The sequence below is a fragment of the uncultured Novosphingobium sp. genome (assembly GCF_964277725.1).
Lineage (GTDB): Bacteria > Pseudomonadota > Alphaproteobacteria > Sphingomonadales > Sphingomonadaceae > Novosphingobium > Novosphingobium fluoreni.
Genome location: NZ_CAXYKL010000066.1, coordinates 1 through 17,145 on the forward strand (window position 1 = coordinate 1; position 17,145 = coordinate 17,145).

Genomic DNA, 17,145 nt, shown 5'->3' on the forward strand with positions numbered 1-17,145 from the left:
TGCGCGTGGTGATCTGGAGCGAAGGCGCGCGTTGATGCATGGGCTGGCCGGTAGCACGGCAGATCTCTGGGCGACGATCGCGTTGGTGCTGCACGTCAGCGGCGCGATCGGCGCGGCGACGTTGGCATCCTGGTTGAAGCCCCGCTTCGGCCGGCTGGGCAAGGCTGGCCATGCGACCTCGTTCGCCTTGGTGGTAACGGCGCTGTGGTCCCTGGCCGAAGCCCTCGAACTACGCGGCAGCACGGGCGCGACCGTGCTGGAGGCGATTCGCAACCTATCGTGGTTGCTGGTGGTCTACCGCTTGTTTGCCGACGATGGGCGGCATGACAGCCTGGCCCCGATCCGGCCCGTGCTGTTCTCGCTCGTCTTCGTGGAGTTGTTGCTGCTGGGCGTCGACCTCGGGGTCGCCTGGATCGCAGCCGATCCGGGCTTGGAAAGCCTCGCTCTTGGCCTGGAAGTGATGCTGCGCCTGCTGGTGACGGTCGGGGCGCTGGTGCTGGTGCACAATCTCTATGGCGGCGCCTCACCCGACGCCCGCATGGCGCTGCGCTGGCCCGCCGCCGCCTTGGCGAGCTTGTGGATCTTTGAGCTGAACCTCTACACCGTCGCCTATCTCTCCGGAGCCTGGCCGCGTGAGATCGCCGCCCTGCGCGGCCTGGCGACGATCGCGCTGGTTGGTTTGCTGGGGGTGGGCGCGACTCATGGGCGGGAGGCCCTGCGCCTGCGGCCCTCGCGCGCGGTGACCTTCCAGACGTTCTCGTTGCTGCTGATCGGGCTGTACCTGGTGGCGATGGTCGTGATCGCGCAGTCCCTGGCCTACATGGGCGGCAATTTCGCCCAATTGATCGAGCTGATTTTCGTCACCGTGGCGATGGCGGTGGCCTTGCTCGTCCTGCCGTCCCGTCGGTTGCGCAGTTGGCTGAAGGTGACGGTCAGCAAGCACTTGTTCCAACACCGCTATGACTATCGCGAAGAGTGGCTGCGCTTCACTCGAACGATTGGCGGCGTCGGCCCCGAAGCGCCGCCTCTGGGGGAGCGGGTCATCCAGGCGCTGGCCGATGTCACCAGCAGCCCCGCTGGCCTGCTGCTCATGTGCGATGAGGAGGACGGCCCCGCACTGGCGGCCCGGTGGAACTGGGCCAGCATTGATGGCACGGGCAATCTCGGGTCCGACCTCGCCGCTTTTCTGGAGCGCGAGAGCTTCATCGCCGACCTGGATGAGATGCGCAGCGGCAGTCATGTCGATAATGACGACGAGCGCGAAGCTCCAGCCCTGCCAGCTTGGCTGCGGGACGATACCCGGGCATGGGCGCTGGTGCCGCTGATCCACTACGATCGACTCGTCGCCGTTGTCGTACTGGCTCGGCCGTTGATGACGCGCAAGCTGGACTGGGAAGACTTCGATCTGCTGCGCGTGATCGGCCAACAATTGGCGAGCTATCTGGCCGAGCATGCCAGCCAAGAAGCCTTGGCCGAAGCCGGGCGGTTCGACGATTTCAACCGGCGCATCGCCTTCGTGATGCACGACATCAAAAACCTTGCCAGCCAGTTCAGCTTGCTGGCCCGCAATGCCGAGCTTCATGCCGAGAAGAAGGCGTTCCGGGATGACATGATCGTCACCTTGCGCAGCTCTTCCGAGAAGTTGAACGCCTTGATCTCCCGCCTGTCCCGCTATGGCAGCGGTGGCGTCGATCGGATCGAGGGTATCCGCGCCGACGAGGTGGCGCGGGCCGTTATCGCGCGCTTCAACGGCAATCGCCAGGTCCGGCTGACCGAGTGTGAGCCGCTGCGCGCCATCGCCAGCCGACACTCGCTGGAGCAGGTGCTGGTGCATCTGGTGCAGAACGGCCTCGACGCCAGCGGGCCGCGGAGCACGGTTTTCCTGTCGGTTGTCGCCGAGGGGGCGGACGCGCGGTTCGAAGTGATCGATTCGGGCAGCGGGATGTCGCCCGAATTCATCCGCAGCCGCCTGTTCAAGCCGTTCGTCTCCACCAAGAGTGGAGGCTTTGGCATCGGCGCATTCGAAGCGCGCGAACTGGTGCGGGCGATGCGGGGCCGGCTGGACGTCGAATCGCGCGAAGGTATCGGCTCACGCTTCATCGTGCGCGTGCCGCTCCAGACCGGCGCCATCGGCGCGTCCCAGACACAAGAGGTTGCATGAGCAGCGAAAAGAGCGCGTCTTTGCCCAAGCTGCTGATCGTCGAGGACGATGCGGGGCTGCAGGCCCAGCTGAAGTGGTCTTACGAGGACTTCGAGGTTGTGGTGGCCGGCGATCGTGCTTCGGCACTGGCGCTGCTGCGGGCCGAAGCTCCCGATGTCGTCACGCTCGACCTTGGCCTGCCGCCAGACCCCGACGGCACCAGCGAGGGCTTTGCCGTGCTGGACGAGATCATGGCGCTAAAGCCGGACACCAAGGTGATCGTCGCCTCCGGGCACGGGGCCCGCGAAAGCGCGCTGCAGGCGATCGCCCATGGCGCTTATGATTTCTATCAAAAGCCGGTCGATATCGATGCCTTGGGGCTGATCGTCCGCCGCGCGCTCCAATTGCACAAGCTGGAGGAGGAAAACCGTCGCCTTGCCGCGCGTGTGGACAAGGAAGGCAAGGTGCTGGGCCGCCTGATCACCGGTGCGCCCGAGATGATGAAAGTGGCGCGTACGATCGAGCGAGTCGCAAACACCAAGGTCTCGGTGATGCTGCTGGGCGCCAGCGGCACCGGCAAGGAATTGCTGGCTCGCGGTCTGCACGAGGCGAGCGACCGGGCGGGGCGGGCGTTCGTGGCGATCAACTGCGCGGCGATCCCGGAGAACCTTCTCGAAAGCGAGCTGTTCGGACACGAAAAGGGCGCGTTCACCGGCGCGATCAAGACCACCGAGGGCAAGATCGAGCAGGCGGCGGGCGGCACTTTGTTCCTGGACGAAGTTGGCGACATCCCACTGCAATTGCAGGTAAAGCTGCTGCGTTTCCTGCAAGAGCGCGTGATCGAGCGGATCGGCTCGCGCAGTTCGATCCCGGTCGACACGCGGATCGTCTGCGCCACGCACCAGAACCTGGAGGCGATGATCGTCGAAGGGCGCTTTCGCGAGGATCTGTATTACCGGCTTGCCGAGATCGTGGTGCGCATTCCTTCGTTGGCTGAACGCCCCGGGGATGCCACGCTACTGGCTAAATCCTTCCTCCACCGCTTCGCCAAGGAGATGAACCCCAGCGTGCGTGGCTTCGCGGCCGATGCCCTGATCGCGATCGACAGTTGGGGCTGGCCCGGCAATGTGCGTGAACTGGAGAACCGCGTGAAGCGCGCTGTGATCATGGCGGATGAGAAACTGGTCCATGCCGCCGATCTCGATCTTGCCTCGCCGGATGAGCAGGCGCTTCAGGCGCTCAATCTGAAAGGCGCACGCGAACAGGCGGATCGCAAGGTGATACGCCATGCCCTCGCACGCAGCGAAGGCAATATTTCTAGCACCGCCAAGATGCTCGGGATCAGCCGCCCGACTTTGTATGATCTGCTGAAGCAATACGATCTGCACGGCTGAACGCGACGTTCAGACTTAACCGCTCACGTACCGCCGCTGCTCCCTCAGCGGCGATCCGCCCCTTCGTTCGAAAGCCACTCAGGCCTTCGGCTGATAGGTCTGCTCCGCGCTGGGAAAGCTGCGATCGCGCACTTCGCCCGCATAAGTCGCAGCCGTCGCGCTGATCATGCCCGCGATGTCGCCATAGCGCTTCACGAAGCGTGGCGTGCGTTCGAACATGCCCAGCATGTCCTCGGTCACCAGCACTTGCCCATCGCATTGCGCCGATGCGCCGATGCCGATCGTCGGGATCGACAGCGCCTGCGTTAAGGCGACGGCAATGGGTTCGACCACGCCTTCGATCACCACCGCGAAGGCGCCGGCCTGCGCCACCGCCTTGCCATCGGCGATAATCTTGGCTTCCTCCGCCTCGCTGCGGCCTCGCGCGGCGTAACCGCCGAGCGCATTCACTGCCTGCGGGGTCAGGCCGATATGCGCCATGACCGGAATTCCGCGCTGGGTGAGAAACGCGATCGTCTCGGCCATGGCGACGCCGCCTTCCAGCTTCACGCCCGCCGCGCCGGTTTCCGCCATAATGCGGCTCGCCGAGGTGAACGCCGCCTGCGGGCTGGCTTCATAGGAGCCGAACGGCATGTCGACGATCACGACCGAGTGATAGCTGCCACGCACTACGGCGGCGCCGTGCGTCACCATCATGTCCAGCGTAACGGGCAGGGTAGAGGGCAGCCCGTAGATCACCTGGCCCAGGGAATCGCCCACGAGCAGCAGATCGCAATGCGGGTCCAGCAACTGGGCCTGCCGCGCCGTGTATGCAGTTAGCATCACCAGGGGATCGGCCGTAACGCCCTCCACCTTGCGGCGTTGGATCGCGGGCACGGTCAGGCGCTTCATCGGTTGCGGAGTGGGGTTGGCGCGGCTGGTCGCGGTGTCGAGCTGGAATGTGGTAGACATCCGCGCCTTCTAGTCATCATGGACGCCGGACGCAAAGGCAGGGGACATATGCGCGATTGCGCTTGCCAAGCGCTTGGCACTCGCTAACTTTTCTATCAGCAGCGCGCATTTTTCTTGCGCCATAAATTTTCTGGGGGTCACCGCATGTTCGGTCGGGTAAAACCGTTGGATGCCATCTTGGCGACAGCGGAAAAGAAATCACTCCATCGATCGCTAGGCCCCGTGCAGCTGACGCTGCTGGGCGTGGGCGCGATCATCGGTACTGGCATCTTCGTGCTGACCGCAGCCGCCGCGCAGAAGGCAGGCCCTGGCATGATGTGGAGCTTCGCGATCGCCGGCTTCGTCTGCGCGGTGGCGGCATTATGCTATTCCGAGCTGGCAGCGATGGTGCCGGTTTCCGGCTCGGCCTACACCTACACATATGCTGTGGTGGGCGAGACTCTGGCCTGGATGGTGGGCTGGGCACTGATCCTGGAATACGCCGTCGCCGCCTCCGCCGTGTCGGTCGGGTGGTCCGGCTACTTCATGGGCCTGCTAAAAAGCCTGACCGGCTTTGAGTTACCGGCCGCGCTTTCCGCAGGGCCCGGATGGTCGCTGAGCGGGCCGGATTTCAGCCACGGCATCATCAACGTGCCCGCGATCGTCGTCGCGCTGTCCGTCACGCTGCTGCTGATGCGCGGGACCAAGGAAAGCGCCACCTTCAACGCCATTCTCGTCGCCATCAAGGTCGCAGCCCTCACCATGTTCGTCATCCTGACGATCCCAGCGATCAATGGCGAACATTTCGCACCGTTCACTCCCAACGGCTGGTTCGGCCCGGCCGGCACCAGCGGCCTTGGTGTCGTGGGTGCGGCGGCCTCGATCTTCTTTGCCTACGTTGGTTTCGATGCCGTCTCCACCGCGGCAGAGGAAACCAAGAACCCTCAGCGCAACGTACCGATCGGCCTGATCGGCAGCCTGGCGCTTTGCACGGTCTTCTACCTGCTCGTCGCGGCGGGCGCGATCGGTGCGATCGGCGCACAGCCGACTGCGCTGGGCGTCCAGCCCGGCTCTGCCGAATTCATGGCGCAATGCTCTGCCCTTCTGCAACAGGGCCAGACGCCTCTGGTCTGCTCCAACGAAGCGCTGGCCCATGTGCTGCGAGCGATCAATTACTCGTGGGCGGGCGATCTGATCGGTCTGGCCGCCAACCTCGCCCTGCCTTCGGTCATCCTGATGATGCTCTACGGTCAGACGCGCATCTTCTTCGTCATGGCACGCGATGGCCTGCTGCCGGAGAAACTGGCCACAGTGCATCCCAAGTGGAAGACACCGCACATCGTCACCATGATCACCGGCGTGTTCGTGGCCATCGCCGCCGCGCTTCTGCCGGTGGGTCAATTGGCGGACATTTCTAACTCGGGAACGCTGTTCGCCTTCTTCATGGTATCGTTGGCGGTGCTGATCCTGCGCGTACGCGATCCCAAGCGCGTCCGGCCATTCCGCACTCCGATCGTATGGGTCGTCGCGCCAATCTCCGCGCTGGGCTGCGTCGTACTGTTCTTCAACTTGCCGACAGAGGCCATGCTGGTCTTGCCAATCTGGGGCATCCTGGGCCTGGCGATCTACTTCGCCTATGGGTACCGCAAGAGCCACGTTGGCCGCGGCATTGTCGACACGCACGAGGATGATGCCGATATCCCGGCGCCTCCCGGCACTCTGAACTGACCGCTCGAATCGCGATCACCACGAACTTCCACTCGGGTGATTGCGTTCTTGCAATGTTCTGATTAATCCGTCGCTATGGCAAAACCAAAGCGACGATATGCATGCCAGGCCTGCGGCAGCGTTTCCAACCGTTGGCAGGGGCAGTGCGCCGATTGCGGTGAGTGGAACACGCTGGCTGAGGAGGCACCGCAAACGGTCTTCTCAGCCAAGCATGATTTGTCATCCGGCGGCCGTCCCATTCGGTTCGAAGCGTTGGATGCTCCCGGCGAAAAGCTGCAGCGGCGGACCAGCGGCCTTGGCGAGTTCGATCGCGCGCTGGGCGGCGGCCTGGTGCCCGGTTCCGCGATCCTGATGGGGGGTGATCCCGGCATCGGCAAGTCGACGCTGCTGCTGCAGGCCGCCGCCAACATCGCCAACTCCGCCGCGACCGCCGTTTACGTCAGCGGTGAGGAAGCGGCAGGACAAGTGCGCCTGCGGGCTGAGAGGCTGGGATTGTCGAGCGCGCCGCTGATGCTGGCCTCCGCCACCTCCGTGCGCGATATTTTGACGACGCTGGGCAATATGGAGCCGCCCGCTCTGCTGGTGATCGATTCGATCCAGACCATGCATTCCGACCAGATCGAAGGAGCACCCGGCACGGTCAGCCAAGTGCGCGGCTGCGCCTTCGAACTGATCCGCTACGCCAAGGAAAACGGCGTTACGCTCGTTCTCGTCGGTCATGTCACCAAGGATGGTTCCATCGCCGGGCCGCGCGTGCTGGAGCACATGGTGGACGTGGTGATGAGCTTCGAGGGCGAACGCAGCCACCAGTATCGCATCCTGCGCTCGATCAAGAACCGCTTTGGCCCGGTGGATGAGATCGGCGTCTTCGCCATGGAGGGCGCGGGCCTGGCCGAAGTGGGCAACCCCTCACTGCTTTTCCTGTCCGGCCGGGAAGAGCCGATGGCGGGCAGCGCGGTATTCCCGGCGATGGAAGGTACACGTCCGGTGCTGGTCGAAATCCAAGCGCTCATCGTACGGCTGCAGAGCGGCGCCACGCCGAGACGGGCGGTGGTCGGCTGGGACTCCGGTCGGCTGGCGATGCTGCTAGCCGTGCTGGAAGCGCGCTGCGGGCTCAATTTCTCCAGCGCCGAAGTCTATCTCAACGTCGCGGGCGGCTATCGCCTGGCCGATCCCGCGGCCGACTTGGCGGTGGCTGCCGCACTGGTTTCGGCGCTGGGGGACAAGCCGCTGCCCAAGGACGCGGTGTGGTTCGGCGAGGTATCGCTGGCAGGCGAGATTCGGCCTGTGGCCCATGCCGGTATCCGCCAGCGTGAAGCGGCCAAGCTGGGCTTTGGACGCGGCTTCGGCCCGGCCTCGTCCACGCCCTCGGACGACAAGGGCTTGCGCTATGACGGCCTGACGCTGCTGCCGAACCTCGTTGACCGGGTACTCGGCGCTTCCTAGATGACGAGCGATGACGGGTTTCGATATAGCAGTCCTGTTGATCGTCGGCGTGGGCGCGGTGATCGGTTTCTTGCGCGGCTTCGTGCAGGAAATCCTGGCGCTGATCGCCTGGATGGCGGTCGTGTTCGCCGTGCGCCTGTTCCACACTGCACTTACCGCCTGGCTGGTGCCGCATATCGGCTCGGGTTCGGGCGCCGCGGTGCTGGCGTTCGGCCTGCTGGTGATCGTGCCTTATGCCATCATGAAGATGATCGCCAACTGGGCCGGCCGCAAAAGCCGCAGCTCCGTACTCGGCCCGATCGACCGGGTGCTGGGCTTCGGGTTCGGCGGCGTGAAGGGTGTGATCGTGGCCGTGCTGGGCTTTTCGGTGCTGGTACTGGGGTATGACACGGTCTGGGGCGTGGGCGGGCGGCCCACTTGGATCACGCAATCGCGCACCTATCCCTTTGTCGATGCCGCCAGCAAATCCCTCGTCAAGCTGATCGGAGAGCGACGCCGGGCCGCTGCCGCGGCTGCGGAGGCAACGCCAGGAACCACTGTGGGCCGGGCTGCCGACGGCGCAGCCCAGGAAGACTAGCAATGGCATCCACCGCCGTACTCTACACACCCGAAGTGCTGGCGCTGGCGACAAGCCTTGCGGCGTATCGTCTGGATGAAGATCTGCCTTTGCGCGGCGATGCCCGCTCTCGCAGTTGCGGCAGCACGCTAGCACTGGGACTGGCTGTGGACCAGGGCGGGCGGATTACAAGCGTCGGTGTGCGCAGCCAGGCTTGCGCGATTGGCCAGGCCTCTGCTGCGGTCTTCGCGCAAAATGCGGTCGGGCGCGAGACGACCGAAATTCTGCATGCGGCCGATGCCGTGGAGCGTTGGCTTGCAGGGCAGGGTGACCTGCCGCAGTGGCCGGGTCTGGCGGCGATTGCTGCAGCGCGTGATTATCCGGGGCGTCACGGTGCGCTGATGCTGCCATGGAACGCGGCGCTGCAGATTTTAGGGCCGCCGCCCGCATCGGCCTGAAAGCCTGGGCATGATCAGATCTCTAGCGTATTACACGCGCCCTTCACCCGTTGAAAACACGTAGATTTCACCTTGATGCTGCGCAGCAAAGTTGTTGCGCCGCAGCGCAATCAAGTGTTAGTCTCTGTGCAACAGCGAAATCGAGGGGCGAGCGATGACCGGACCGGCGAACGACGATGACACCGTGATCATCAAGAAGTACGCCAATCGGCGGCTCTACAATACCCGCTCGTCCAGCTACATCACGCTTGATCACCTCGCCCAAATGACCCGGGAAGGCATCAATTACAAAGTCCTGGATGCCAAAAGCGGCAGTGACATTACGCACACGATCCTGACCCAGATCATCATGGAAGAAGAATCGAACGGCGAGCAAATGCTGCCAGTGAACTTCCTGCGTGAATTGATCGGGATGTACGGCAATTCGATGCAGTCGTTGATCCCGCACTACCTCGAAGCCTCGATGGACAACTTCCGCGCAAACCAAGCGAAGTTGCACAAGGCCTTCGAAACCAGCCTGGGCAACAATCCACTGGCCAAGCTGGCGGAACAGAACATGGCGATGTTCAAGGCCGCCGCCTCGGCCTTCATGCCCGGCGCGGAAAAAACCGAAACTCCTACGCCCACACCAACGCCTTCAGCAGGTTCTGCGGATGATCTCTCGGCCTTGCGTGAGCAGATGGCTGAGATGCAGAAGAGGTTGGATCAGCTCGGTAAGTAAGAATGGCACGCATCGCGCGTCCGGCCGCGCGGATCATCCTGCAGGATGATCTGGGGCGCGTGCTGCTGTTCCGTTTCGATGTCAGTGACAGGCCACCCTTCTGGTGCCTGCCCGGAGGCGCGGTCGAGCCGGGCGAAAGCTACAAGGCAGCAGCGCGCCGGGAACTGCTGGAAGAAACCGGTATCGATGCCAATCCCGGCGAGGAGATCGCCCGGATCGTCGCCGAGTTCGTGACGCTGGACGGTGTTCCGGTGAACGCGGACGAACGGTATTTCCGCGTCCGCGTGCAACAAACGGAGATCGACAGCGCCGGACACACCGAACTGGAGCGCCGTGTCATGACAAGCTGGCGCTGGTTCCGCTCCGATGAATTAGATGCCCTGACCGAGGTGTTCTACCCTGCGAACCTGGCGGAGCTAATGTCCCCCGCTTAGCGACGGTCGGCGATATCGCTGCCCTGGTCTCTCTGCCTGGCGTCACTCCTGTTTGAACCGGCGGACAAGTCCCGCTAACAGCAGCGCCATGAATCAGACGCCCCAGATCCGCCATGCCCTTTCCACCAAGCGCGCCGACGATTTCGCGCAGTGGTATCAGGAGGTCATCTCCGAAGCCGAAATGGCCGAGGAATCCGGCGTGCGTGGGTGCATGGTGATCAAGCCCTGGGGCTATGGCATCTGGGAGCGCATCCAGCGCCGCATGGATGACCGCATAAAGGCGGCTGGCGTGCAGAACTGCTATTTCCCGCTGTTCATCCCGCTATCCTACTTTGCGAAAGAGGCCGACCATGTGGAGGGCTTTGCTAAGGAAATGGCGGTCGTCACCCATCACCGCCTGATCGCGGGAGAAAACGGCGGCCTGGTTCCCGATCCCGAGGCAAAGCTGGAAGAGCCGCTGATCGTGCGGCCGACATCGGAGACGGTAATCGGCGCGGCGATGGCGCGCTGGGTCCAATCCTGGCGCGACCTGCCGCTGCTGACCAACCAGTGGGCTAATGTGGTCCGCTGGGAAATGCGCACGCGCATGTTCCTGCGCACCAGCGAATTCCTGTGGCAGGAGGGCCATACCGCCCACGCCGACCGCGACGACGCGATGGACGAGACTCTGCGCGCGCTGGAAATGTACCGGGACTTTGCCGAGACCGAACTGGCAATGCCCGTCTTCGCCGGTGAAAAGCCCGAGAATGAGCGATTCCCGGGAGCCGTCGCCACATATTCGATCGAGGCGATGATGCAGGACGGGAAGGCACTGCAGGCAGGCACTTCGCACTACCTTGGCACTGGCTTTGCGAAGGCGGCCGGCATCCAGTATCAGGACAAGGAAGGCACGCAGCAATACGCGCATACCACCAGTTGGGGCACGTCCACGCGCATGATCGGCGGCCTGATCATGACTCATGGTGACGACGATGGCTTGCGCGTGCCGCCGATTGTCGCCCCCTATCAGATCGTGGTGCTGCCGATGCTGCGCGATGGGCCAGAAGACGAGGCCCTGCTGGCTTATTGCCAGGATTTGACCAAAGCGCTCGGCCAGCTTTCCGCTTTTGGGGAGTCGGTGCGCGTCCTATTGGACAAGCGCCCCGGCAAGGCCACGCAGAAGCGCTGGGCTTGGGTGAGGAAGGGCGTGCCCATCGTGCTGGAAATCGGCGGGCGCGATGCTGCGGGTGGTCAGGTATCGATGCTGCGGCGCGACCGGATCTGGAACGCGGCGGCGAAAGCGAACTTCGTCGCGCTGGCCAAGGATGATTTCATTGCGCGCGCGGTGGCCGAGCTGGAGGAATTCCAGGCCAGCCTGTTCGCCGAGGCCAAGGATCGGCGCGATGCGAATGTCTCGACGGTGGAAAACATGGAAGCGCTGACCGCCTTCTTTGCGCAGGACAAACGCTATCCCGGCTGGGCCGAAGTCCTCTGGTCCCGCCCGACCGGCGCGGCGCTGGAAAGCGTGGTGCAGAAGCTGAAGGCCCTGAAGCTGACGATCCGCAACACACCGCTGGATGGGCAGGCGGTGTCCGGATCGTGCATCTTCACCGGGGAGCCCGCGGTCGAGCGGATCTACGTGGCGCGATCATACTGAGCCGGTGTTGCCCCACCGGCATTGCGCCGGGGCGGGGCGAGGCCTAGATCGCTGGCGATGCCCATTCAGCACGCCCCCGGCCTTCCGACGCGCAAGCAGATCCTTGACTTCATCCAGCAATCGGCAGAGCCGGCGGGCAAGCGAGAGATTGCGCGCGCTTTCGGTCTGAAGGGCCATGAGAAGATTCAGCTGAAAGCGCTGCTGAAGGATATGGCCGATGAAGGCCTTATCGATGGCAAGCGCACCGCATATCATCGCATGGGCGGGGTGCCGCGAGTTACCGTGCTGCGCGTCGTTACCATCGACGATGGCGAGGCGATCGCGGTGCCGGATACTTGGCAACCAGATGATGCCTCCCCACCGCCCCGCATTCGCCTTGTCGAGAAGGGGCGCGGCTCAGCGCTTAAGCAGGGTGACCGGGTGCTGGCGCGCACGGAAGAGGCCGGCACTGGCTGGCGCGCCTTTCCGATGAAGAAGATCGCCGCACGTGAGGAGCAGGTGCTCGGCGTGGTCGAGATCGATATGGCGGGGAAGGGCTGGCTTGCCCCTGTCGACAAGCGCATCCGCCACTCGATGCCGATCGCCGATCTTGGCGGTGCCGAGAAGGGTGAGCTGGTACTGGCGGAACCGGCGGGGCGTTCGCCACGCTCTGGCGTGAAAGTCACGCAAGTGCTGGGCGAACCGCTAGCGCCGCGCGCTTTCAGCCTGATCGCGATCCACAAGCACGGCATTCCCAACGTCTTCTCGCAGGAGACGCTGGACGAAGCCGAGCGGGCGGCGAAGCTGCCGTTGAGCGTCGATGATCGCGAGGACCTGCGGCATTTGCCGATCGTCGCCATCGACCCCTCCGATGCGCGGGACCACGACGATGCGATCTGGGCCGAACCGGACGGCGAAGGCGGCTTCCGCGCGCTGGTGGCGATCGCTGACGTGTCTTTCTACGTGCGCCCGGGCGGCGAGATCGACCGCGAGGCGCGCAAGCGGGGCAACTCGGTCTACTTCCCCGATCGAGTGGTGCCGATGCTCCCGGAAGTGCTCTCGGCCGACGTTTGCTCGCTCCGCTCGGGCGAGGACCGCGCGGCGATGGCCTGCCATATGCGGATCGACGCGCAAGGCCGGGTCACCGAATGGCGCTTCACCCGCGCCCTGGTCCGCATTGCCGAAGTGATCGCTTACGAGGAAGCGCAGCGGCGGATCGACGAGGCATCGGCCCCCGATGGAGCGCCTCATGCCGGTGTCGCGATCGAAGTGCTGCAAAATCTTTGGGCCGCATGGCGCGCCCTGGCAGCGGCGCGTCACGCACGCGATCCGCTGGAGCTGGAACTGCCCGAACGGCGCGTCGTCCTGGACGAGAAGGGCCGCATCGCCGAGATCGCCGTGCGCGAGCGGCTGGATGCGCATCGCGTGGTAGAGGATTTCATGATCGCCGCCAATGTGGCGGCGGCCAAGGCGCTGGAGGCGAAAGTCGCCCCGGTGGTCTATCGCATCCACGAGCCGCTAAGCCGCGAGAAGCTGGTGGCGCTGAAGGACTATCTCGCCACATTCGACCGCAAGCTGGCTTTGGGTCAGGTTATCACCCCCGGCCTCTTCAACCGGATGCTGAAGGATGTGGCGGACGAGAGCGAAAAGGCACTCGTGATGGAAGCGGTGCTGCGCAGCCAGACGCAGGCTTACTATGGCCCACGAAACGCCGGGCACTTCGGCCTCGCGCTCGGCTCCTACGCGCATTTCACATCGCCGATCCGCCGCTATGCCGATTTGCTGGTCCATCGCGCCCTGGTGGATGGCTATCGCCTGGAACAGCCCGCGCCGAAGACCGATCTGCCCAAGAGTTCAGGCCTGGCAGAGCGTGACCGGGAGGACTTGAGCCGCATCAGCGACGCCATCAGCAAGGCCGAGCGCCGGGCGATGGAGGCCGAGCGCGAGACGATCGACCGCTACCTCGCCGCATGGCTCTCAAGCCGCGTGGGCGAGACGTTCCCAACCCGCATCACCGGCGTGCAGAAGTTCGGCTTTTTCGCCACGATCGTCGGGCTGGGCGGGGATGGCTTGGTCCCGGTTTCCACGCTGGGTGACGAGCGCTTTCATTATGATGAGCGCGCGCATGTGCTGATGGGTGAGCAAAGCGGTACGCGATATGCCTCCGGCGATCGGCTGCCGCTACGCCTGGCGGAGGCCAACCCGCTGACCGGCTCGCTCAAGTTCGAATTGGTCGAAGGCGGATCGAGGATCGAGCCGCGCGGCAAGCCACTGCCGATGTCAAAGCGCGGCGCACATACCGTGGGCAAGCGCGGGCGGCCATCGAACATTCGCCACCAAGGGAAGCGCAAGCGGTAGATAGTCAACTACCGGCTTTCGCAGCCCTGCTCAGCTCAGCCGGTCGATTTCCTCTTCGCTGAGGTTCCCCGGGATCAGGAAAACCGGGCAGGGCATCCGCGTACCCAAGCCGGTGAAGTGCGACACCAGTGGGCCGGGGCCGCCATCCTTCGCTGTGGCCAGCACCAGCGCAGACACTTCCGGATGCTCTTCCAAGTAATCCCGAACCACTTTGGTGTCTTCGCCCATCCGCACCGAGATCGCGGGCATCTTGCCACCTTGGGACAGGAGATTCCCCGCAGCCGCCGTCACCAGCGTTTCAGCGCGCGAGCGGGCTTCCTCCTCGATCGTGGCCTGCACTCCGGCAAAGGCGTTGAAGGGTTGGGCCGGCACCAGGGCGAGCAGGTGCACGGTTCCATCCGTCTGAGCGGCACGACGCGCGGCGTAGCGCAGCGCGACAAGCGCCTCTTCCGACTCGTCGACGATGACGAGGTAAACGCGCATCGATCTCTCCTCCTGCCACTGCCGGCGCGCAGTGCTGCCCTTCGCTTTCGCTGGCATCTCGTATCGGATTGTTTCCGGTCAGGTGCAAGGCCCAGCATCGGGGGAGTTTGCGCGAGTACGCAGCAATGGCGGCTTGCCCCGCGCGGCCAATTTGTCCAAGGACGGATCAACCTGACCCATTGTCCAGAGGAAGCTTTCGCGACGATGCCGATCGAGATCAAGATGCCCGCTCTTTCACCCACCATGGAAGAGGGGAAGCTGGCGAAATGGCTGGTCAAGGAGGGTGACACTGTCGCCTCGGGTGACATCATGGCCGAGATCGAGACCGACAAGGCCACGATGGAGTTCGAAGCCGTGGACGAGGGCACGATCGGCAAGATCATGGTCCCCGAAGGTTCGGAAGGTGTGAAGGTCGGAACGGTCATCGCCTCGCTGCTCGCAGAAGGTGAAGAGCCGGGCGAAGAACCCGCCGAAGCCCCCAAGGATGCCGCGCCACAGGAAGAGCCGGCGGCAAAGGACGAAGCTGAGGCAGAGCAGCCTACGAAAGAGGCGCCAGCGAAGGCTGAGGAGCCTGCGAAGGAAGAGCAACCTGCGAAGAGCGCCGAGCAACCCAAGTCGGCGGCTCCGGCACCCGCACCGTCCACGAACGAGGGCGGTCGTGTCGCGATTTCTCCGCTCGCCAAGCGCCTGGCTGCTGAAAAGGGCGTGGACGTTGCCGCGGTGACCGGTTCGGGACCGCACGGCCGTATCGTCAAGGCGGATATCGACGCAGCGCAACCCGGCACGGCGAAGCCTGCCGCGCAGGCTGACGCCAAGGCTGCCCCCGCAACTGCCGCCTCTACCAAGGCCGACGCACCCGCCCAGGTCGAGATGGCCGATGAAACCCGGTCCGTCCTCGATCCTCGCATCCCGCACACGGTCGAAAAGCTGTCCGGCATGCGCAAGACGATCGCGCGCCGTCTAACTCAATCGATGCAGCAGGCCCCGCACATTTACCTCACGGTCGACGTGCGGCTCGACAAGCTGATGGCGATGCGTGCCGAACTGAACGCCGCGCTGGAAAAGCAGGGCGTGAAGGTCTCGGTCAACGACATGCTGATCAAGGCGCTAGGCAAGGCGCTGATCGATGTGCCGGAATGCAACGTGACGTTCGCCGGGAACGAGATGATCAAGTACGAGCGCGCGGACGTATCGGTCGCCGTCTCGATCCCCGGTGGCCTCATCACCCCGATCGTGCAGGATGCGAACGGACGCTCATTCTCGCAGATCGCCAAGGCTATGAAGGACCTGGGCAAGCGGGCGCAAGAAGGCAAGCTCAAGTCGGACGAGTATCAGGGCGGCACCGCCTCGATCTCGAACATGGGAATGATGGGCATCAAGCAGTTCACCGCCGTGATCAATCCGCCGCAGTCGACCATCCTGGCGGTGGGCGCGGGTGAGAAGCGGCCTTGGGTGATGCCTGACGGGCAACTCGGCGTCGCCACCGTGATGACTGCAACCGGTAGCTTCGACCACCGCGCGATCGACGGCGCAGACGGCGCACGCCTGATGACGGCCTTCCGCGAATATGTGGAGAACCCGCTCGGGATGGTCGCGTAAGGATGCATCCCGAAGGCGACCTGGTGATCCGCGTGACTGCCATGCCGACCGATCTGAACCCATACGGCGGCGTTTTCGGGGGCTGGCTGATGAGCCAGCTTGCCCTGGGCGCAGCATCACTCGTCACCCGCAGGACGGGCCACAAGGCGCTGGTCGTCGCGGCGAACGACTTTGCCTTTCCCGGGACGATGAAAGTGGGCGACGAATTGAACGTCTATGCGCAAGTGGTTCGGACAGGGCGCACGTCACTCACCGTGCGCACGCAGGGTTATGGCCGACCACGTGCTGCTGACGGCGAGGCGGAAGTGGCGCATGGCACGTTCACGTTCGTAACCCTGGATGCGCAAGACAAGCCGGTCCCCTCTGGCCTTCACGACGGAGCAGCCTGAGATGACGGTGGAAAAACGCGACCCGGTTATCCGCGTCACCGCCATGCCGGCCGATACCAACGCCTATGGCGACATCTTCGGCGGCTGGTTGCTCAGTTTGATGGATTCGGGCGCGGGGCTATTTGCCGCGCGCTATTCGCGGGGCCGCGCCGTTACGGTGGCGCTGGACGGAATGCAATTCCACCTTCCGGTAGGTGTGGGCGATGAAGTGTCCGTGTACGCCTCGCTGACGCGTATCGGCAAAACGTCGATGTCGATCGCGGTGGAGGCCTGGCGGCGGCATCGCACCGAAGACGTCGAAGTGAAAGTAACCGAGGCGACGTTCACGTTCGTCGCCATCGACGAGGCGGGCCGGCCCCGCGCTATCGAGCAGGAGTAGATTCTAGTGGCTGATACCTACGACGTCATCGTTCTCGGCTCGGGCCCCGGCGGCTATGTCGCGGCGATCCGCGCCTCGCAGCTGGGCCTCAAGACCGCCATCGTCGAACGCGAGAAGCTGGGCGGTATCTGCCTCAACTGGGGCTGTATCCCGACCAAGGCACTGCTGCGCTCGGCCGAGGTGTTTCACCAGATGAAGAACGCCAAAGCCTATGGTCTGTCGGCGGAAAACATTGCCGCCGATCTCGACGCGGTGGTGAAGCGTTCGCGTGGTGTGGCCGATCAGCTCAACAAGGGCGTGACCGGGCTGATGAAGAAGAACAAGATCACCGTTCACATGGGCACCGGTAAGCTGGTGGAGCCGGGCAAACTGGAGGTGACCGGCGAGAAGGGCACCGAGACGCTGGAAGCCAAGCACATCATCATCGCTACCGGCGCGCGGGCCCGCGAATTGCCCAAGGCGAAGTCCGATGGTGAGCGCATCTGGACCTATCGTCATGCGATGACGCCCAAGGA

Annotated in this window: 16 protein-coding genes; 14 read left to right on the top strand and 2 right to left on the bottom strand. The window is 64.1% G+C overall.

Going from position 1 to position 17,145, the window contains the following annotated elements; translation table 11 throughout:
* Both prsK and prsR read left to right on the top strand, forming a co-directional pair.
* Positions 1-2,161: XrtA/PEP-CTERM system histidine kinase PrsK (prsK, locus tag ACHWRX_RS03980; RefSeq protein WP_394658175.1), on the top strand; the 2,161-nt coding region annotated here is incomplete at its 5' end.
* Positions 2,158-3,534: a PEP-CTERM-box response regulator transcription factor gene (gene prsR, locus ACHWRX_RS03985; RefSeq protein ID WP_394658176.1), complete on the top strand. Its 1,377-nt coding sequence runs from the start codon at positions 2,158-2,160 to the stop codon at positions 3,532-3,534. The genes prsK and prsR, both read left to right, overlap by 4 nt.
* Before the next feature lie 78 nt (positions 3,535-3,612).
* On the opposite strand, the gene panB is transcribed toward prsR, so the two are convergent.
* Positions 3,613-4,485, bottom strand: coding sequence for a 3-methyl-2-oxobutanoate hydroxymethyltransferase (gene panB / locus ACHWRX_RS03990; RefSeq protein WP_394658177.1), 873 nt, complete (start codon positions 4,483-4,485; stop codon positions 3,613-3,615).
* Between the two features lie 144 nt (positions 4,486-4,629).
* On the opposite strand from panB, the gene ACHWRX_RS03995 reads away from it, so the two are divergent.
* The 8 genes from ACHWRX_RS03995 (at position 4,630) to rnr (ending at position 13,780) form a co-directional block, all read left to right on the top strand.
* The gene (locus ACHWRX_RS03995) at positions 4,630-6,192 is read left to right on the top strand and encodes an amino acid permease (protein WP_394658178.1); all 1,563 of its coding nucleotides are present in this window, start codon (positions 4,630-4,632) and stop codon (positions 6,190-6,192) included.
* Between the two features lie 75 nt (positions 6,193-6,267).
* The gene (gene radA, locus ACHWRX_RS04000; protein ID WP_394658179.1) at positions 6,268-7,638 is read left to right on the top strand and encodes a DNA repair protein RadA; all 1,371 of its coding nucleotides are present in this window, start codon (positions 6,268-6,270) and stop codon (positions 7,636-7,638) included.
* A 10-nt stretch (positions 7,639-7,648) separates the two neighbouring features.
* The gene (locus ACHWRX_RS04005; RefSeq protein ID WP_394658180.1) at positions 7,649-8,215 is read left to right on the top strand and encodes a CvpA family protein; all 567 of its coding nucleotides are present in this window, start codon (positions 7,649-7,651) and stop codon (positions 8,213-8,215) included.
* Between the two features lie 2 nt (positions 8,216-8,217).
* A complete protein-coding gene (locus ACHWRX_RS04010) occupies positions 8,218-8,652 on the top strand; it encodes an iron-sulfur cluster assembly scaffold protein (RefSeq protein WP_394658181.1) in 435 nt (144 codons plus the stop codon).
* A 154-nt stretch (positions 8,653-8,806) separates the two neighbouring features.
* Positions 8,807-9,373, top strand: a complete 567-nt coding sequence (gene phaR / locus ACHWRX_RS04015) for a polyhydroxyalkanoate synthesis repressor PhaR (protein ID WP_394658182.1) — start codon at positions 8,807-8,809, stop codon at positions 9,371-9,373.
* 2 nt (positions 9,374-9,375) lie between these two features.
* Positions 9,376-9,807 carry an NUDIX hydrolase gene (locus ACHWRX_RS04020; RefSeq protein WP_394658183.1) on the top strand — a complete coding sequence of 144 codons (432 nt, stop codon included), beginning with the start codon at positions 9,376-9,378 and terminating at the stop codon, positions 9,805-9,807.
* Between the two features lie 88 nt (positions 9,808-9,895).
* Positions 9,896-11,443: a proline--tRNA ligase gene (proS, locus tag ACHWRX_RS04025; RefSeq protein WP_394658184.1), complete on the top strand. Its 1,548-nt coding sequence runs from the start codon at positions 9,896-9,898 to the stop codon at positions 11,441-11,443.
* A gap of 57 nt (positions 11,444-11,500) precedes the next feature.
* Positions 11,501-13,780: a ribonuclease R gene (gene rnr / locus ACHWRX_RS04030; protein ID WP_394658185.1), complete on the top strand. Its 2,280-nt coding sequence runs from the start codon at positions 11,501-11,503 to the stop codon at positions 13,778-13,780.
* A gap of 30 nt (positions 13,781-13,810) precedes the next feature.
* On the opposite strand, the gene ACHWRX_RS04035 is transcribed toward rnr, so the two are convergent.
* Entirely contained in the window at positions 13,811-14,263 is a 453-nt protein-coding gene (locus ACHWRX_RS04035; protein ID WP_288417456.1) for a universal stress protein, read from the bottom strand.
* Positions 14,264-14,467: 204 nt separating this feature from the next.
* On the opposite strand from ACHWRX_RS04035, the gene ACHWRX_RS04040 reads away from it, so the two are divergent.
* From ACHWRX_RS04040 to ACHWRX_RS04055, 4 genes are all read left to right on the top strand, one after another.
* Positions 14,468-15,862 (top strand): pyruvate dehydrogenase complex dihydrolipoamide acetyltransferase, encoded by a 1,395-nt coding sequence (locus ACHWRX_RS04040; protein ID WP_394658186.1) that lies wholly within the window; start codon positions 14,468-14,470, stop codon positions 15,860-15,862.
* Positions 15,863-15,885: 23 nt separating this feature from the next.
* Positions 15,886-16,251, top strand: coding sequence for an acyl-CoA thioesterase (locus tag ACHWRX_RS04045; RefSeq protein ID WP_394658187.1), 366 nt, complete (start codon positions 15,886-15,888; stop codon positions 16,249-16,251).
* A 1-nt stretch (position 16,252) separates the two neighbouring features.
* Positions 16,253-16,630 carry an acyl-CoA thioesterase gene (locus ACHWRX_RS04050; protein WP_288417460.1) on the top strand — a complete coding sequence of 126 codons (378 nt, stop codon included), beginning with the start codon at positions 16,253-16,255 and terminating at the stop codon, positions 16,628-16,630.
* A 6-nt stretch (positions 16,631-16,636) separates the two neighbouring features.
* Positions 16,637-17,145, top strand: a 509-nt coding sequence (locus ACHWRX_RS04055; RefSeq protein ID WP_394658188.1) for an FAD-dependent oxidoreductase, incomplete at its 3' end; no start/stop codon positions are given.